This window comes from Streptomyces sp. LaBMicrA B280, assembly GCF_049222185.1.
Classification (GTDB): Bacteria; Actinomycetota; Actinomycetes; order Streptomycetales; family Streptomycetaceae; genus Streptomyces; species Streptomyces murinus.
Window position 1 is genome coordinate 193,182 of the sequence record NZ_JBMJCT010000022.1, and the last position, 16,992, is coordinate 210,173.

14 protein-coding genes and 1 pseudogene are annotated in these 16,992 nt (G+C 73.7%); 6 read left to right on the forward strand and 9 right to left on the reverse strand.

Features of this window, described 5'->3' with window-relative positions; genetic code table 11:
* Nucleotides 1-206 precede the first annotated feature (206 nt).
* Complete coding sequence (locus ACLF5H_RS20220; protein WP_421677414.1) at nt 207-821, forward strand: TetR/AcrR family transcriptional regulator C-terminal ligand-binding domain-containing protein; 615 nt, start codon at nt 207-209, stop codon at nt 819-821.
* A gap of 146 nt (nt 822-967) precedes the next feature.
* On the opposite strand, the gene ACLF5H_RS20225 is transcribed toward ACLF5H_RS20220, so the two are convergent.
* From ACLF5H_RS20225 to ACLF5H_RS20240, 4 genes and pseudogenes are all read right to left on the reverse strand, one after another.
* Nucleotides 968-1,483 carry a hypothetical protein gene (locus tag ACLF5H_RS20225; RefSeq protein WP_421677622.1) on the reverse strand — a complete coding sequence of 172 codons (516 nt, stop codon included), beginning with the start codon at nt 1,481-1,483 and terminating at the stop codon, nt 968-970.
* 770 nt (nt 1,484-2,253) lie between these two features.
* Nucleotides 2,254-2,337, reverse strand: a pseudogene (locus ACLF5H_RS20230) (DUF2510 domain-containing protein); the annotation flags it as partial.
* Between the two features lie 72 nt (nt 2,338-2,409).
* On the reverse strand, nt 2,410-3,606 hold the full coding sequence (locus tag ACLF5H_RS20235) for an anhydro-N-acetylmuramic acid kinase (protein ID WP_421677415.1): 1,197 nt from the start codon (nt 3,604-3,606) through the stop codon (nt 2,410-2,412).
* On the reverse strand, nt 3,597-4,940 hold the full coding sequence (locus tag ACLF5H_RS20240; protein ID WP_421677416.1) for an MFS transporter: 1,344 nt from the start codon (nt 4,938-4,940) through the stop codon (nt 3,597-3,599). The genes ACLF5H_RS20235 and ACLF5H_RS20240 overlap by 10 nt, the downstream gene beginning before the upstream one ends.
* Nucleotides 4,941-5,114: 174 nt before the next feature.
* Here ACLF5H_RS20240 and ACLF5H_RS20245 point away from each other — a divergent pair, with 174 nt between their 5' ends.
* Nucleotides 5,115-7,793 (forward strand): ATP-binding protein, encoded by a 2,679-nt coding sequence (locus ACLF5H_RS20245; RefSeq protein ID WP_421677417.1) that lies wholly within the window; start codon nt 5,115-5,117, stop codon nt 7,791-7,793.
* 22 nt (nt 7,794-7,815) lie between these two features.
* Here the strand turns inward: ACLF5H_RS20245 and ACLF5H_RS20250 are convergent, their stop codons facing one another.
* Nucleotides 7,816-8,781, reverse strand: a complete 966-nt coding sequence (locus ACLF5H_RS20250) for a DUF3048 domain-containing protein (RefSeq protein WP_421677418.1) — start codon at nt 8,779-8,781, stop codon at nt 7,816-7,818.
* A gap of 177 nt (nt 8,782-8,958) precedes the next feature.
* Between ACLF5H_RS20250 and ACLF5H_RS20255 the strand changes: the two genes are divergently transcribed.
* Complete coding sequence (locus ACLF5H_RS20255; RefSeq protein ID WP_421677419.1) at nt 8,959-10,149, forward strand: zinc-dependent alcohol dehydrogenase; 1,191 nt, start codon at nt 8,959-8,961, stop codon at nt 10,147-10,149.
* A 41-nt stretch (nt 10,150-10,190) separates the two neighbouring features.
* Here the strand turns inward: ACLF5H_RS20255 and ACLF5H_RS20260 are convergent, their stop codons facing one another.
* The gene (locus ACLF5H_RS20260) at nt 10,191-11,261 is read right to left on the reverse strand and encodes an ATP-dependent DNA ligase (protein WP_421677420.1); all 1,071 of its coding nucleotides are present in this window, start codon (nt 11,259-11,261) and stop codon (nt 10,191-10,193) included.
* Between the two features lie 109 nt (nt 11,262-11,370).
* Here ACLF5H_RS20260 and ligD point away from each other — a divergent pair, with 109 nt between their 5' ends.
* Entirely contained in the window at nt 11,371-12,390 is a 1,020-nt protein-coding gene (ligD, locus tag ACLF5H_RS20265; protein ID WP_421677421.1) for a non-homologous end-joining DNA ligase, read from the forward strand.
* Nucleotides 12,391-12,463: 73 nt separating this feature from the next.
* Entirely contained in the window at nt 12,464-13,594 is a 1,131-nt protein-coding gene (locus ACLF5H_RS20270; protein ID WP_421677422.1) for a LacI family DNA-binding transcriptional regulator, read from the forward strand.
* A 42-nt stretch (nt 13,595-13,636) separates the two neighbouring features.
* Here the strand turns inward: ACLF5H_RS20270 and ACLF5H_RS20275 are convergent, their stop codons facing one another.
* Nucleotides 13,637-14,416 carry a VOC family protein gene (locus ACLF5H_RS20275; protein WP_421677423.1) on the reverse strand — a complete coding sequence of 260 codons (780 nt, stop codon included), beginning with the start codon at nt 14,414-14,416 and terminating at the stop codon, nt 13,637-13,639.
* A gap of 268 nt (nt 14,417-14,684) precedes the next feature.
* On the opposite strand from ACLF5H_RS20275, the gene ACLF5H_RS20280 reads away from it, so the two are divergent.
* Nucleotides 14,685-14,930, forward strand: a complete 246-nt coding sequence (locus ACLF5H_RS20280) for a WhiB family transcriptional regulator (protein ID WP_421677609.1) — start codon at nt 14,685-14,687, stop codon at nt 14,928-14,930.
* A 44-nt stretch (nt 14,931-14,974) separates the two neighbouring features.
* Here ACLF5H_RS20280 and ACLF5H_RS20285 read toward each other — a convergent pair whose 3' ends face one another.
* Together ACLF5H_RS20285 and ddaH are read right to left on the reverse strand one after the other, a co-directional pair.
* Nucleotides 14,975-15,952, reverse strand: coding sequence for an acyl-ACP desaturase (locus ACLF5H_RS20285; RefSeq protein ID WP_421677424.1), 978 nt, complete (start codon nt 15,950-15,952; stop codon nt 14,975-14,977).
* 248 nt (nt 15,953-16,200) lie between these two features.
* Nucleotides 16,201-16,977, reverse strand: coding sequence for a dimethylargininase (ddaH, locus tag ACLF5H_RS20290; RefSeq protein ID WP_421677425.1), 777 nt, complete (start codon nt 16,975-16,977; stop codon nt 16,201-16,203).
* Nucleotides 16,978-16,992 lie beyond the last annotated feature (15 nt).

Consider the following 16,992-nt stretch of genomic DNA (forward strand, 5'->3'; position numbering starts at 1 on the left):
CCCCCTTCGCTGACGATCGTGTGTGGCGGTGCTTCGGTACGGTGCGGCAACCCTTGGGTACGTGTCCGTACCGATACGTTGGTGTACCGATACGGCAGTGTACCGATACGATGGAGTACCGGTACACTCATGTATCGATTGAAGTGCGACACACTGGAAACTGGGCCCCGGGGGCGCCCGAGCCCATGAGTGAGGGGAAACACCACATGACGTCGCAGGCCGCGGAGGGACCGGAGACGGTCGTCGCCTCGCGCCGCTCCAAGATCACGCCGGAGCGTGAGCGGGAGTTCTTCGACGCCGTGCTGGAACAGATCCGCGAGTGCGGCTACGAGTCCGTGACCATGGAGGGCGTCGCCTCCAGCACCCGGTGCAGCAAGTCCACGCTCTACCGGCAGTGGAAGAACAAACCCCAGTTCGTGGCCGCCGCGCTGCGGGCCCGGGGGCGGGTGCGCTTCGCCGGTATCGACACCGGATCGCTCGCCGAGGATCTGCGCCGGGCCGCGCGGGCCGCGGGCGACTGGTCCGGCAAGGACACCAAGCTGCTCCAGGCGCTCGGGTCCGCGATGACCCAGGACGCGGAGCTGGCCCAGGCGCTGCGCGAGGCACTGGTGCACCCGGAGATCGCCGCGCTCCAGGAGATCCTCGACCGGGGCGTGGCGCGCGGTGAGATCCCCGCGGGCCATCCCGCGCTGGAGTTCATCCCCGCCATGATGTTCGGCGTGCTGCGCGTACGGCCCGTGCTCAGCGGCCAGTACGCCGACGCCGACTACCTGCTCCGGTTCGTGGAGGCCACCGTGCTGCCTGCGCTCGCACTGACTTAAAGACCCAGACCGCCGTTCACGGGATGACTGAACGGCGGTCTGCCCGCGCCGCACCGTGGGGACGGGGGCGGCGCGCACCCCCCGGCCGGGCGGGGTTCCCCTTGAGCGGAGGGGAACCCCACCCGGCCGGACTCTTTCCGCCCCGGTCAGACGTTCTGGCCGTCCCCGCCGCCGGAGGAGACCTTGATCCCCTTCAGGATCTCGTCGATGACCGAGGTGTCCTGCCCGACGTCGATGCCGAAGCGCACGACCACCATCTGCCGGGCGTCGTTCGGGGAGGGGAAGGCGACCGACTCGACCAGGCCGTCGGCGCCCTTGCTGGTGACCGCCTTCCAGCGCACCAGGTAGCCCTTCTGCCCGGCCACCGTCACCGCCTCGGCGGCCAATTGCCGGTGCGAGGTGATGCTGCCGTAGGTGCTGCCGCCGTACGACTCCTTGGCGTTCGCCGCGATGTCCGCCTTCGCGACCTGCTCCGCGGTGTCGCCGTCGGTGCCCAGCGCCACGGCGGGCGCGGTGTAGGCGCCGCCCGCGGTGCAGGTCTGGGAGCTGTTGCCGGGGCACTTGTAGGAGTTGTCCGAGGTGACCTGCGCGCCGACGCTGATCGCCTGCCCGGTCCAGCCCTTCGGCACGGGCAGGCTGACGCCGTCGATCGAGTCCGGCACGGTCCCGCCGCCCTTGATCTTGGGCGCGGGCGAACGGTCGGGCGACGGCGACTGACCGCCGGAGCCGCCCGAGCCGTCCCCGCCGCCGCCCGGGCCGCCGGAGGCGCCAGATCGGAAGAGGATCTGCCGCCGGAGCCGCCCGGGCCGCCCTGCCCGCCGGAAGCGCCACCGGAGCCGTCGGACCCACCGGGACCGCCGAACCCGCCGCCGTCCTGCCCGCCGCTCGCGCCCTGCCGCACCCCGGCGCGGTCATTGCTCCCGCCGCTGTCCTTGGTGAGCGCGTACACGCCGATCCCGATGCAGGCCAGTACCGCGACCGCCGCGGTGACGGCTATGCCGGTCCGCAGCCCGCTCCGGGAGGGCGGCGGGGGCGGCGCGGGGTAGGACGGGTAGCCGGTGTACGCCGGGTAGCCGGGCTGTCCGGGCGGGGGCTGGTGGCCGGGGTGGGCGCCGTAGCCGGGCGGCGCCTGGCCGACGGGCGACAGGGGAGCGGTCCCCGCAGCGGGAGGGGTGAGGGGGGCCTGGCCGACGGGCGGCACGGGACCCGCCTGCGCCCCCGGGCCGTCCTGTGCTCCGGTGTCGGCCGCCGCCGGGTCGGCCGCCGCCGCCCGGCCGTTCTCCGGTGTCCGACCGTCGTCCGACGCCCGGCCCGTCTCCGCCCGGCCCGCCTCCGGCCGCCCCGCCTCCGGCTGATCCGCCGGAGGCACCTGTGCCGGGGGACCCCACGGCGCGGCCGTCCCGGCGGGGCGGACCCGGTCCGTCCAGGCCGTGCCGTCCCACCAGCGCTCGGTGGGCGGACCGTCATGCGTCTGCCCGGGGTCGGGGTACCACCCGGGAGGAGTCACCTGCGTCATGGCCCCACCGTAAGAGGCAACCGTGAAAGTGCGATGAGAGGATCTGCCGCCAATCCCATCGACCCGGACATATCACCTCTCGATTTCTTCGGCCGACCCCGTCCGGCTCCCCTCCCCGCCCTCCACCACCAGCCGCACCGGCGCGCACCGTGCGGCCACCGGCATCCGGAATCCGTCCCGCCCCGGTGTCACCGACCCCAGCACGCTCGGCCGCCGCGCCCCCGTGCTGCGCGGATCGGTGCCCGGGAGGCCGTGCACGGTGAGAAAACCGAGGACGGCGAAGGCGTACGCCTCCTTCGCGGCGGCGGGCAGCCCGAGTTCGTCCGAGGAGCGCAGCGGAATCCCGTCGAGCAGCTCCCGGAGCAGACGCACCAGCACCGGATTGCGCACGCCCCCGCCGGACGCGATCACCTCGCTCGCGCCGACGGACCGCACCGCGTCCGCGACCGTCCGCGCGGTCAGCAGGGCGAGCGTGGCCAGTACGTCCGCCGGGCGGCCCCCGTCGAACGCCCCGGCGGCCCGCAGATACTCCGCGTGGAACAGCTCCTTGCCGGTGGTGCGCGGCGCGGGCAGGGCGTAGTACGGCTCCGCCAGCAGCCGTTCCAGCAGCCGCGGGTCGGGGCGGCCGCGCGCGGCGAGGGCCCCGTCCATGTCGTAGGCCAGCCGCCCGCCGCTGAACTCCCGGACCGCCGCGTCCAGCAGCGCGCAGCCCGGCCCGGTGTCGAAGGCGGTGCCGTCCGGCGCGGTCAGATTGGCGATGCCGCCGATGTTCAGCGCCACCGGACGGCCGGCCCTGCCCCGCAGCCACAGCAGGTCGAACAGGCTGACCAGGGGCGCGCCCTGGCCGCCCGCCGCGACGTCCCGGGCCCGGAAGTCGGCGACCACGGGCAGCCCGGTCGCCTCCGCGATCCACGCGGGCTGCCCGAGCTGCAAGGTGCCGCGCACCCGCCCGTCCGCCACCCAGTGGTAGACCGTCTGCCCGTGCGAGGCCACCAACTCCGCGCGTCCCGCGCACAGTTCCCGGTCCGCCCGCACCGCCGCCGCCGCGAACGCCCGCCCGATCCCGGTGTCCAGGCGGCACACCGCCTCCAACCCGCTCGCCGCGGGCGGCATCGCCTTCGCGAGCGCCGCGCGCAACGGCTCCTCGTACGGCGCGCTGACCATCCCGAGCGGCCGCAACGCCAACGTGTCGCCGTCCAGCCGCAGCTCCCCGGCCGCCGCGTCCACGGCGTCGTACGACGTCCCGGACATCAACCCGATCACTCGCACCGCTTCCTCCAACTCGCCTCGTGTGCCGCCTCTTCCGGTTGCCCATGTCGCCAACGCCCCTCCTGCGGCGCCCGCTTCAGCAGGGCCACCGCGCTGACCGCGCACGCGGCCGCCGCGTAGTACCCGGGTACGTCCGGGTTCCCGGTCCTGCGCACCGCCTCCGTGATGATCAGGCCCGCGCAGCCGGAGAAGACCGCGTTGGACAGGGCGTAGGCGAGGCCGAGGCCGGTCCAGCGGACGCGGGAGGGGAACATCTCGGCGAGCAGGGCCGGACCGGGGCCCGCCATCAGACCCACCACCGCACCGGCACCGGCCAGGGCGAGGGCCTTCGCCAGGGTCGGCGCGCCGGGATCCTGGAGCAGGTCGAGCACCGGCAGCGCGCCCGCCACCACCAGCACCGCGCCCGCGAACAGCACCGGCCGCCGCCCCACCCGGTCGCTGAGCACCCCGGCGGGCAGGATCGCCGCGGCGAACCCCGCGTTGGCCACCGCCGCGGCCAGCAGCGCCTGCGCGAAGCCCGTGTGCAGCGCGCTCTGGAGATACGACGGCAGCACCACCAGGAAGGTGTAACCGGCCGCCGCCCAGCCCGTCACCCGAGCCGCCGCGAGCACCAGCGCCCCCCAACCGAGCTTCACCCCGGGGGACTTGGCCGCCCGCTCCAGGAACGCGGGTGTCTCCGTGAGACCGGCGCGCAGCCACAGCGCCAGCAGGCCCAGCGGCACGGCCAGCAGGAACGGCAGCCGCCACCCCCACGCGGACAGCCGCTCCGTGCCCAGCACCGCCGCCGTCACCGCGGTGACCCCCGCCCCGCCCAGCAGCCCGAGCGCCACCGTGAAGGACTGCCACGCCCCGTACAGCCCCCGCCGCCCCGGCGGGGCGAACTCGGTCAGCACCGTCACCGCACCGCCGAACTCCCCGCCCGCCGCGAGCCCTTGGACGATCCGGAGCAGCGTGAGCAGCCAGGGCGCGAGGGCCCCCACCGCGCCGTACGTCGGCAGCGCCCCGATCAGCGCCGTGGCGCCCGACATCAGCGCCACCACCCCGATCAGCACCGGCCGCCGTCCGTACCGGTCGCCCAGCCCCCCGAACAGCACCGCGCCGAGCGGCCGGAAGAAGAACGCGAGCGCGAAGGAGGCGTACGTCCGCACCAGCCCCTCCACCGCGCCGCCGCCCGCCGGGGTGAAGAAGCGCTCGGCGAGCACGGTCGCGAGGAAGCCGTAGACCGCGAACTCGTACCACTCCACGAAGTTCCCGACCGATCCCGCCGCCACCGCCCGCACCCCGGGGCCCCGGCCGGCCGTACACCCCTGCGGAACCCGCCTCGTCTCGCTCACCGCTGACGCTCCGTCCGCCGACGACACCGCTGATCGGGGCGGGCCCGCGTCGCCCGGCCGTCCGAACTTTCACCCGGCTGTGCAAGAGCTGCCCCGACCGGCCACCACATATCCCACCGGACGACTACGCTCGGGGTCTGTACGTCATTCGGGCGACCTTGGGGAGGTAACGGGATGACGGAGGGACGGCCGGCGGCGGCCGCTTCGGCTCCCCTGTGGGAGCGGGACGCGGAGATCGACACCGTCGCGCGGGCCATCGAGGAGCTGCGCGCCGACGAGTCCTCCGCGGGCGGCCTGCTGGTCTTCCGCGGCGAGGCGGGTATCGGCAAGACCGCGCTGCTGACCGAGGTCCGCCGGATGGCCGAACGCCGGGGCTGCACCGTGTGGTACACCCGCGGCGCCGAGACCCTGCGGTCCGTGCCCTTCAACGTGGTGCGGCAGCTGCTCCAGCCCGCGCTGCTGTCACTGCTGCCCGAAGAGGCCCGCGAGTACCTCGGCGACTGGTACGACATCGCCGGTCCCGCCCTCGGCATAGCCGAACCGCAGGAGGAGAGCGCCGACCCGCAGTACGTGTGCGACGGCCTCGTGGCCGCCGTCCGCCGGCTCGCCCGCCGCGAATGGCCGCTCGTGCTGCTGATCGACGACGCGCACTGGGCCGACCAGGAGACCCTGCGCTGGCTCGCCGCCTTCGCCGAACGCCTGCACGACCTGTCCGTCCTGGTCGTGGTCGCCCGCAGGCCCGGCGACATCAGCGGGGAGAGCGCCCGGTACCTCGACGCGGTCGCCGAGGCCGCGGGCCGCCCCGTCAACAACCTGCGCGAGCTCACCCCCGACGCGGCGGCCGGACTCACCCGCGCCACCCTCGGCCGGCACGCCGACGACGCGTTCTGCCGCGAGGTCTGGGCCGTCACCGCGGGCAATCCGTACGACGCCGTCGAACTCCTCGCCAAGGTGCAGGAGAGCGAACTGCCGCCGGTGGAGGCCCGCGCCGGGGAGCTGCGCGCCCTCAACCGCGCGGCCCGCGGCGGCGGACTCGTCGACCGGATCAAGGAACTCGGCCTCCAGGCCACCCAGTTCGCCTGGGCCGCCGCCGTCCTCGGCACCGGCATCACCCTGGAGTCGGTCGCCCGCCTCGCCACCATGGACGAGGACACCGCCCGGCACTGCGCCGGTCTGCTGCGCACCGCCCGCATCCTCACCACACCCGACCCCACGGCCGGCGAACACCGGGGCGGCGAGCTGGAGTTCGTGCACCCGCTCATCGCCTCCGCCGTCTACAACTCCATCCCGCCGGGCGTGTGCACCGCCATGCACGGCGTGGCCGCCGAGATCGTCACCGAGCTGGGCCGGGGCGCCGCCGAAGCGGCCCGGCACCTCCTCGAAGTCCATCCGGAGGCCGACGAGAGACTGGTCGAGCGGCTGCGCGAGGCCGCCCGCGAACACCTCGCCGTCGGCGCGCCCGACGCGGCCCGCGTCTGCCTCGAACGCGCCCTGGAGGAGCCGCCCCGCCCCGAGATCCACGCCCATGTCCTGTACGAACTGGGCTGCGCCACCCTGCTGACCGCGCCCGCCGTCACGATCGCCCATCTGCGCAGCGCCCTCGGCATGCGCGGCCTCGACGGCAGCGACCGCGTCGACGCCGTGGTCCGGCTCTCCCAGGCCCTGCTCCACAACGACCAGTTGGAGGAGGCCGTCCGCACCATCGAGGCCGAGGCCGCCCGGCACGAACCGGGGCCCGTGCGGATGCGGTTGCAGGCGTTCCAGTACATGTGGGAGGGCATCCACGGCGAGACCGTCGCCCCGGCCCGCTCCCAGGGCCTCGCCGAACTCGCCGCCACCTGCGACGGTCGCGACAACACCGAACGCGCGCTGCTGATCCTGCGCGGCTTCGACGCCATGACGCACGGCGAGAGCGCCGCCGAGATCGTCGAACTCTGCGACCGGGCCCTCGTCAACGGACGGCTCGCGCCCGGCCTCGGCTGGACCGACCGCGAGTGGGGCATCGAACTGCTGATGATGCTCGGCAGCGCCTACGTCTACACTGACCGGCTCGACCGCGCCGAGAGCCTGTTCGCCCAAGCCCTGCGCGTGTACACCGGCGCCGGCTGGCACGGCGGGCACCTCTCCCTGGCCAACGCCTACCTGGGTCTGGCCTACCGTCGGCAGGGCCGCCTGCGGGACGCGGAGACCAATCTGCGCGAGGCCCTGGTCCTCGCCGAACGGGTGGGCCGACGCCTGCCGTTGCACTGGTCCGCCACCTGCGGCCTGGTCGACACCCTGCTCGCCCGCGGGCGCGTCGAGGAAGCCTGGTCGGTCGCCGAGCAGTACGGCTTCGCCCCGCCCTACCCGTCCACCATCGTGCTGCCCGACGTCCGCTCGGTGCGCGGCCGGCTGCTGCTCGCCGTCGGCCGAACCGAGGAAGGCATCAACGAGCTGGAGGCCGCCGAGAAGACCGCCGTCTCCCGGGGCGGCCACAACCCGGTCCTCGCCCCCTGGTCCGTCGACCTCGCCCGGGCCCTCGCGGCCCAGGACCCGGCCCGCAGCAAGCGGCTCGCCGCCGACGCCCGTCGGCAGGCCGAGCGCTTCGGCACGGACACCGCCATCGGCGAGGCCCTGCGCTGTGCCGCCGCGCTGGAGACCGGCCCCCGCGCACTCCAGCTCGCGCGCCGCGCCGTCACCTATCTGGAGGCCTCGCCCTCCCAGTACGAACACGCGGCCGCCCGCATCGAGTACGGCATCCTCGCCCGCTCCGCCGCCGACCTCGAACGGGGCCTGGACCTGGCCCGCTCCTGCGGCGCGGACGGCCTGGTCGCACAGGCGAGAGCGGCGCTCGACGGGGGAGGAGCACGGTGATCCGCCCGTGTCGCGGCGCGGTTCAGCCCGCCCGCGCGAACACCACCCACACCTGACCGGCGGCGAAGTCCAGCGGCGCGCCGTCCGCCCCGGTGAACGCCGTACCGCCGTTCGCCGCGGGCCGGGACCAGGTGGCGGCGAAGGAGCGCCCGTCGCGCAGCACCTCCGCCCGCCCGGAGCCGGTCGTCTCGGTGTAGGGGGTGGGGTTGCCGAGCACGTCGTGGTACCGTGAGTCGCGGATGTCCACGTACTGGACGACGACCGTCGGCGGCGCCGGGCGGGGACCGTCCGTGGTGACCGCGGGGGTGCCGTCCATCGTGATCAGCCAGCCGTGCCGGGCCGGGGACCAGGTGAAGGTGAACCGGGCCGCCGGGTAGCGCACGGTGCGCGAGGAAACCGGGGTGCCGCCGGAGGGGGCGGGGCCGTAGCGGAAGCCCGTGGTCAGCGCGCCCGCGCCCGGCGCGGAGCGCAGCAGGCGCGCGGGGCGCAGATAGAGGTTGTGCGGCGCGGCCCGCGCGCTGTCCCGGTAGTAGGCGCCGGGCGCCTCGTCGGGTGACTCGGGCCGCACCGGCGCCCGCTCGATCAGCGGCAGCAGCTTGCGCTGGACACCGGAGAACGCCAGATACGGCCGGTCGAACTGACCGAGCAGCTCCAGATCGGACTCGCGGGCGCTGCGCACCGGTCCGACGGCGCTCGGCAGCCGGCTCGCGTACACCGCCATCAACCGGCTCAGCCCGCCCTCGACCTGCTCCGCGTACACCACGTCGGCCGCGTCCAGCCCGGTCCCCGGGCGGGCCGCCGGCACATTGTCGATCTTCACGGCGAGCGGCGAGCCGCCCCTGGCGGTGGGGGCCGGGGGCCGGGTCGGAACCGGCCCCCGGTCGTGCCGTCCGCCGTGCCCGCCGCACCCCGACGCCAGGGAGGCGACCAGCACGACCGCCGTCACCGCGCCTCTGTGCGAACCACGTCTCCCGCCCACCCTCGCCACCCCGTCCGTCAACCGTCGCCGTCGCCGTCGTCCGATCGTGCGCGCACGCGGGTCATACCCACTGTGTCCCCGCCCGGCACCCACACCGCGCCCACCAGGGGATTCGGCGCCCGGACGCACGGGTACCCGGCCGCCACTGCGGAACGGACGCACGCGACCGAAGAGGAGCGCGACCCCATGAAGGCAGTCACCTGGCAGGGCAGGCGGGACGTGCGGGTGGAGGACGTGCCCGACCCGAGGATCGAGAAGCCCACCGACGCCGTCATCCGCATCACCTCCAGCGGGCTGTGCGGCTCCGACCTGCATCTGTACGAAGTGCTCACCCCGTTCATGACCCCGGGCGACATCCTCGGCCACGAGCCCATGGGCATCGTGGAGGAGGTCGGCTCGGAGGTGCCGAACCTGAAGCCCGGCGACCGGGTCGTGGTGCCGTTCCAGATCTCCTGCGGGCACTGCTTCATGTGCGACTCGGGGCTCACCACCCAGTGCGAGACCACCCAGGTCACCGGCGAGGGCATGGGCGCGGCCCTGTTCGGCTACACCCGGCTCTACGGCGCCGTACCGGGCGCCCAGGCCGAGTATCTGCGGGTACCGCAGGCCCAGTTCGGCCCGATGAAGGTGCCCGAGGGCCCGCCGGACGACCGCTTCGTCTATCTCTCCGACGTCCTGCCCACCGCCTGGCAGGCCGTCGAGTACGCGGCGATCCCGCCCGGCGGCAGCGTCGCGGTCCTCGGCCTCGGCCCGATCGGCGACATGTCCTGCCGGATCGCGAAGGCACGCGGCGCCGAACAGGTCTTCGGCATCGACCTGGTGCCCGAGCGGCTCGCGCGGGCGAACCGGCGAGGCGTGAAGACGTACGACCTGCGGACCTATGACGACGAGAAGGCGCTGATCCACGCGATCCGCGACGAGACCGGCGGCCGGGGCCCGGACGCGGTGATCGACGCCGTCGGCACCGAGGCCCACGGCAGCGTGGCCGCTCGGCTCGCCCAGCAGGCCACCGCCCTCATGCCGCGCAAGGTCGCGGCCCCCCTCGCGGAGCGCTTCGCCATCGACCGGCTCGGCGCCCTGTACATGGCGATCGACCTGGTACGACGGGGCGGCACCATCTCGCTCAGCGGCGTCTACGGCGGCATGGCCGACCCGATCCCGCTGCTCACCCTCTTCGACAAGCAGACCCAGATGCGGATGGGGCAGGCCAACGTCCGCCGCTGGAGCGACCAGATCATGCCGTACCTCACCGACGACGACCCGCTCGGCGTCGAGGACTTCGCCACGCACCGGGTGCCGCTGTCCGAGGCGCCGCACGCCTACGAGATGTTCCAGCGCAAGGAGGACGGCGCGATCAAGATCCTCATGAAGCCGTAGCGGCGGCCCGTTGTGGCGGATGCTTCCCGGCGGCGCGGGGCTCAGCCCTTCTCCCCGAGGATCTCCGCGAGGTCGTACCGCACCGGCTCCTCCAGCTGGGCGTACGTACAGCCCTCGGGTGTCCGGTCGGGGCGCCAGCGGCGGAAGCGGGCGGTGTGCCGGAAACGCTGCCCGCCCTCCATGTGGTCGTAGGCGACCTCGGCCACCCGCTCCGGCCGCAGCGGCACCCAGGACAGGTCCTTCTTGCCCGACCAGCGGCTCGGCCCGCCGGGCAGCCGGGCGCTCTCGTGCGCGGCCTCCTCGGCCCAGGCCGCCCAGGGGTGCCCGGTGACATCGTCCATCCGCAGCGGCGCCAGCTCCTCGACCAGTTCGGCGCGCCGCTTCATGGGGAACGCGGCCGACACGCCCACATGCTGGAGCCTGCCCTGCCCGTCGTACAGGCCCAGCAGCAGCGAGCCCACCACCGGGCCGCTCTTGTGCAGCCGGTACCCGGCCACGACGACATCGGCCGTACGCTCGTGCTTGATCTTGAACATGGCCCGTTCGTCCTGGCGGTAGCGCAGGTCGAGCGGCTTGGCCACGATCCCGTCGAGCCCGGCGCCCTCGTACCGCTCGAACCACTGCTCGGCCAGCGCGAGATCCGTCGTCGCGGGCGCCAGATGCACCGGCGGGCCGGCCCCGGCGAGGGCCCGGTCCAGCAGCGCCCGGCGGTCGGTGAGCGGCACCTCCAGCAGGGCGTGATCGTCCAGCGCCAGCAGATCGAAGGCGACGAAGGAGGCCGGGGTCCGCTCCGCCAGCGTCCGCACCCGGGAGGCGGCCGGATGGATCCGCTCGGTCAGCGCGTCGAAGTCCAGATGCCCGGCCCGCGCGATCACGATCTCCCCGTCGAGCACGCACCGCTTCGGCACCCGCTCCCGCAGCGCCTCGACCAGCTCGGGGAAGTACCTGGTCAGCGGCTTGCCGGTGCGGCTGCCCAGCTCGATCTCGGCGCCGTCGCGGAACACGATCGAACGGAACCCGTCCCACTTCGCCTCGTAGTGCATGCCCGGCGGGATCCTCGCCACCGACTTGGCGAGCATCGGCTTCACGGGCGGCATCACCGGCAGCTCCATGGCTCCGATTCTGCTCGCGCCCGCCGGTGCCCGCCCGGCGTGCGCGCCCGTGTGCGTACCCGTGCGCGCCCGGTGTGCGCGCCGCGCGGCGGGCGCCTACGGTGGCCGCATGGCCGAAGCGCTGGAACTGGAGGTGGCCGGGCGGACCGTACGGCTGTCCAGCCCGGACAAGGTGTTCTTCCCGGAGCGCGGCTTCACCAAGCTGGACCTCGCGCGCTACTACATCGCGGTCGGCCCCGGCATCCTGCGCGCCCTGCGCGACCGCCCCACCACCCTGGAGCGCTACCCGGACGGCATCGAGGGGGAGTGGTTCTTCCAGAAACGCGCCCCCAAGGGAATGCCCGACTGGATCCCGACCGCCCACATCACCTTCCCCAGCGGCCGCAGCGCCGACGAGATGTGCCCGACCGAGGAGGCCGCCGTGGTGTGGGCCGCCCAGTACGGCACCCTCACCTTCCACCCCTGGCCGGTGCGCGCGGGCGATGTCGACCACCCCGACGAACTCCGCATCGACCTCGACCCGCAGCCCGGCACCGACTACACGGACGCCGTCCGCGCCGCCCATGAACTGCGCGCCGTCCTCGACGAGTTCGGCGGACTGCGCGGCTGGCCGAAGACCTCCGGCGGCCGGGGACTGCATGTCTTCGTGCCCATCGAACCCCGCTGGACCTTCACCCAGGTACGGCGCGCCGCCATCGCCGTCGGCCGGGAGCTGGAACGCCGGATGCCCGAACAGGTCACCATCAAGTGGTGGAAGGAGGAGCGCGGCGCCCGGATCTTCGTCGACTACAACCAGACGGCCCGCGACCGCACCATCGCCTCCGCCTACTCGGTACGGCCGCGCCCGGAGGCCACCGTGTCCGCGCCGCTGCGCTGGAGCGAGGTCGACTCCGCCCGTCCCCGCGACTTCGACCTGGCCACTATGCCGGCCCGGTTCGCCGAACTCGGCGATGTGCATGCCGACATGGACGACCACGCGCACTCCCTGGACGCCTTGCTGGAGCTGGCCCGCCGCGACGAGCACGACCACGGGCTCGGCGATCTGCCGTACCCGCCGGAGTACCCGAAGATGCCCGGCGAACCCAAACGCGTCCAGCCGAGCCGGGCCCGTAAGGACCCCGCGCCCTGACCGCCGGAGGCGCCCCGCCGGGCACCGAACCCTCGATATCCTGGGCGGTAACCGGCCGATGAGGAGTCCCGTGGTGCCCGAGGCAGTGTCGCGTCCCACCCTGGAGGCCGTGGCGACGCGCGCCGGGGTCTCCAGAGCCACCGTGTCACGGGTGGTCAACGGCGGATACGGCGTACGGGAATCGCTGGCCGAGCGGGTCCGGCGAGCCGTGGCCGAACTGGGCTACGTCCCCAACCAGGCGGCGCGCAGCCTCGTCACGAAGCGGCACGACGCCGTCGCCGTCGTCATCGCCGAACCGGAGGCCCGGGTCTTCACCGACCCCTTCTTCGCCCTCCAGTTGCGCGGCATCAGCAAGGAACTGACCGCCCACGACAACCAGTTGGTGCTGCTGCTCACCGAGGGCCGGGACGACCACACCCGGGTCGCCCGGTATCTCGCCGGGGGCCATGTGGACGGGGCGCTGGTCTTCTCCCTGCACCTGGACGACCCGCTGCCCGGACTCATCCATGACGCCGGGGTGCCCACCGTGTTCGGCGGCCGGCCGGGCTGGCGGGACCGCACCGGCACACCGGTGTACGTGGACACCGACAACCGGGGCGGCGCGCGCACCGCCGTACGCCATCTGGCCGGGCTCGGCCGGACCCGGATCGCGCACATCACCGGTGCCCTGGATCAGACCTCGGCCGTGGACCGGCTCGACGGCTACCGGGACGTCATGGCGGAGACGGCCGACGGGGGCGGCGATCCCTCGCTGGTCGTGGAGAGCGACTTCACCCCGGCCGGCGGGGAGCGGGCCATGCGGGAACTCCTCGACCGCCGCCCCGATGTGGACGCCGTGTTCGCCGCGAACGACCTCACCGCGCTGGGCGCGCTGCGCGTGCTGCGGGAGCGGGGGCTGCGGGTGCCCGAGGACGTGGCCGTGGTCGGCTTCGACGACATGCTGCCGCTGGCCGAGCAGTCCGACCCGCCGCTGACCACGGTCCGTCAGGACATCGAGCGGATGGGGCGCCTGATGGCCCGTCTGCTGCTGCGGGGGGCGTCCGCCTCGCAGGGCACGTCCGTTCCGCTCGGCGACGCGGCCACAGGGGGCGACTCGGCCGCCCCGGACGATGCCGCAGGGCCGGGCGGCGCCGAGGCTGCGGCCCGGACCCCGGGGCCCGGCGTGATCCTGCCGACCACCCTGATCCGCCGGGCATCCGCCTGAGCCGTACGCGGCAGCCGTCAGCCCCGGCCCCCGGCCCCTGCCTCACTCCCGCGCCCGCTCGCTCCTGATCACCGCGAACCGTGCGCCGTACGGATCGGCCAGTCCGGCGATGCGCCCCACGCCCTCGACCGTCAGGGCCGGAGCGGTCACCGAGCCGCCGAGGCGCCGCGCCTCGGTCACGATCGCGTCGGTGTCCTCGACCCCGAAGTACGGCAGCCAGTACGGCTCGTCCTCCGTCCGGGTCAGCGGCACCATCCCGCCGAACATCGCGTCCTCCCCGGCACCCGCCGGGTTGACGCACGTATACATACCGCCGGGGAAGGACACGCCGGAGGTCTTCAGACCGAGCACCCGGTGGTAGAAGGCGGCCGCCGCCGCGATGTCCGGGGTGTGCAGCTCGGCCCAGCACAGCGCGCCCGGCGCGTTCGCCATGTCCACGCCCTTGGTCCGGCCGGGCTGCCAGACCCCGAACTTCACCCCGGCCCGGTCGCCGAGGACCGCCATGTGCCCCTGGCCCATCACATCGACGGGCCCGAACAGCACCTGCCCATGGGCCTGTTCGACCGCCCGCGCGGTCGCCGCCGCGTCCGCGGTCCTGAAGTACAGCGTCCAGGCCGGCGGCCCCTGCTCGGGCCCGCACCGCATGCCACCCGCGACGGTCTTCCCGTCCAGCTGGAAGAAGCCGTAACCCCCCGCGTCCGGGCCCGCCGACTCGAAGTGCCAGCCGAACAGGGAGCCGTAGAAGGAGCGCGCGCCGTCGATGTCCGGGGCGCCGACATCGAGCCAGTTCGGCGCGCCGTCGACGAAATCGGTGGTGAGCATTGCCGCCCTCCTCGAAGGGGTCCCGTCCCGTGCACTGCCGAGTCTGGCACCGCCCACTGACAATCGCCGCCGGAGCTCCACCGGAGCCCCGCCGGGACCCGCCCTCACCTTCAGTGATCCGGCATGTCCGCTGGGTTCTCGAACTTTCCGCGCGCCGCCGTGCAACCGACCGGCCCCGGGGAGCATCATCGATGCGGCCGGGGGCCCCGACGACGGCGTTGAGCGCGCGTTGATCGAACGTTTTTCGCCGATCGGCATGATCCTGGCCATGCACCTCGACACCATCACCCCGGCCGACCCGACCTGGCAGGCGCAGGCCCTGTGCGCGCAGACGGGGCCGGACTTCTTCTTCCCCGAGCCGGGCAGCTCGGTCCGCGAGGCGAAGCGCATCTGCGGGATGTGCGAGCTGCGCCCGGCCTGCCTGGAGTACGCCCTCGCCCACGACGAGCGCTTCGGCGTCTGGGGCGGCCTGTCCGAGAAGGAACGCCTCGCCCTGCGCCGCACCTCCGGCTGACCGGCCGCCCGCGATCGGGGCCGGTCAGCCGATGACCGCCTCGCTCAGTGGCCGGCGGCCCGCGCCGCCATCCGCGCCTTGCGCGCGGCCAGCTTCTCGTCGAACCGGCCGGCCTCCGCGTCCAGGCCGCCCATGTACAGGCCGAGTTCCTCCTGCGCCTGCCGCCCCTCGGGGCCGAGGCCGTCGAGCTCCATGACCTTCAGGAAGCGGAGCACCGGCTGGAGCACGTCGTCGTGGTGGATGCGCAGGTTGTAGACCTCGCCGATCGCCATCTGCGCCGCGGCCCGCTCGAAACCGGGAATGCCGTGCCCGGGCATCCGGAAGTCGACGACGACATCCCGGACCGCCCGCATCGTCAGGTCGGGCGCGAGCTCGAACGCCGCCTTGAGCAGGTTGCGGTAGAACACCATGTGCAGGTTCTCGTCGGTCGCGATCCGGGCGAGCATGCGATCGCACACCGGGTCACCGGACTGATGGCCTGCGTTGCGGTGCGAGATCCGGGTGGCCAGCTCCTGGAAGGCGACATAGGCGACCGAGTGCAGCATCGAGTGCCGGTTGTCGGACTCGAAGCCCTCGCTCATGTGCGCCATGCGGAACCGCTCCAGCTTGTCCGGGTCCACCGCGCGCGAGGCGAGCAGATAGTCCCGCATCACGATGCCGTGCCGGCCCTCCTCGGCCGTCCAGCGGTGCACCCAGGTGCCCCAGGCGCCGTCGCGGCCGAACAGGCTGGCGATCTCGTGGTGGTAGCTGGGCAGGTTGTCCTCGGTCAGCAGGTTGACGACCAGGGCGGTGCGACCGATCTCGGTCACCTTGGACTGGTCCTTCGCCCAGGCCTCCCCGTCCTCGAACAGGGCCGGGAAGTTGCGCCCGTCGCCCCAGGGCACGTACTCGTGCGGCATCCAGTCCTTGGCGACCTTCAGATGCCGGTTCAGCTCACCCTCCACCACTTCCTCCAGCGCGTACAGCAGCCGGGCGTCGGTCCAGACGGACGTGCTGCCGAGATGGGGAGAGGTGATCGTCACGGGAACTCCAGGGGACGCCGAACGGGGGAGAGCACAAACGAGGGGTACCGGCGAGCGGTGCCGAGAAACCTACGTGATCGTAAGCTACGAGTCCGTAGGTTACGAAACCGTAGGTTAAGGCCGCCGTAAGAGAGTCCCAGATCAGGTGGTGCGCCGGGGCTGTCCGGGCATACGGAACAGCCCCGGGACGCCTCGGTCCCGGGACTGCCGGAGGGAGGGATCCGCCCGGTCAGGCGTGCGGCTCCCGGTCAGGCGTACAGCTCCCGCAGACGTACGGACAGACACGTGACCGAGCCCTCCAGTTTCTCGAACTCGCCGATGTCCACCGTGACCACCTCGTAGCCGAGGTCGGTCAGCAGCTCGGCGGTCTTCGGGGCGCTCGCCGCCATCAGCAGTTTGTGCCCGCCGAGCAGCAGCACCCGCGCGCCGGACTCCTCGGGCACCGCGAGGAAGCCGGGGAACAGCGAGGGCCGGTCCATCTTCGGGATGTGCCCGACGACGGTGCCGTCCGGCAGCGTGGTCACGGCCGACTTCAGATGCAGCACCTTGCTCACCGGTACGGCCACCACCCGGGCGCCCAGCGGCTCGAACGCGGCCCGCAGCTGCTGCACTCCGGTCGCGTCGGTGCGCCCGCCGCGGCCGACGTAGACGGTGTCGCCGACCTTCAGGACGTCGCCGCCGTCCAGGGTCCCCGGATCCCAGATCCAGTTCACCGAGCAGCCGAGGCCGGCCACCGCCTCCTCCACACCGGCGGTCTCCGGGCGGCGGGACGCGCTGCCCGGCCGGGTGATCAGCGCGACATTGCGGAACAGGACGACGGTGTCCTCCACGAACACCGAGTCCGGGCAGTCGTCGGCCGGTTCGACCTCGCGGGTCTCCCAGCCGTGCGCCCGAAGCGCCTCGACGTACGCCTCCCACTGCTCGGTGGCGAGCCCGACGTCGACCTTCTGCCGCTCGACATGGGTCACCAGGCCCTCGGCGAGACGGGGGCTCGGGCGGCGGACGAGAGCCTTCTTGCTGGGCACGACGGGCCTTTCCGG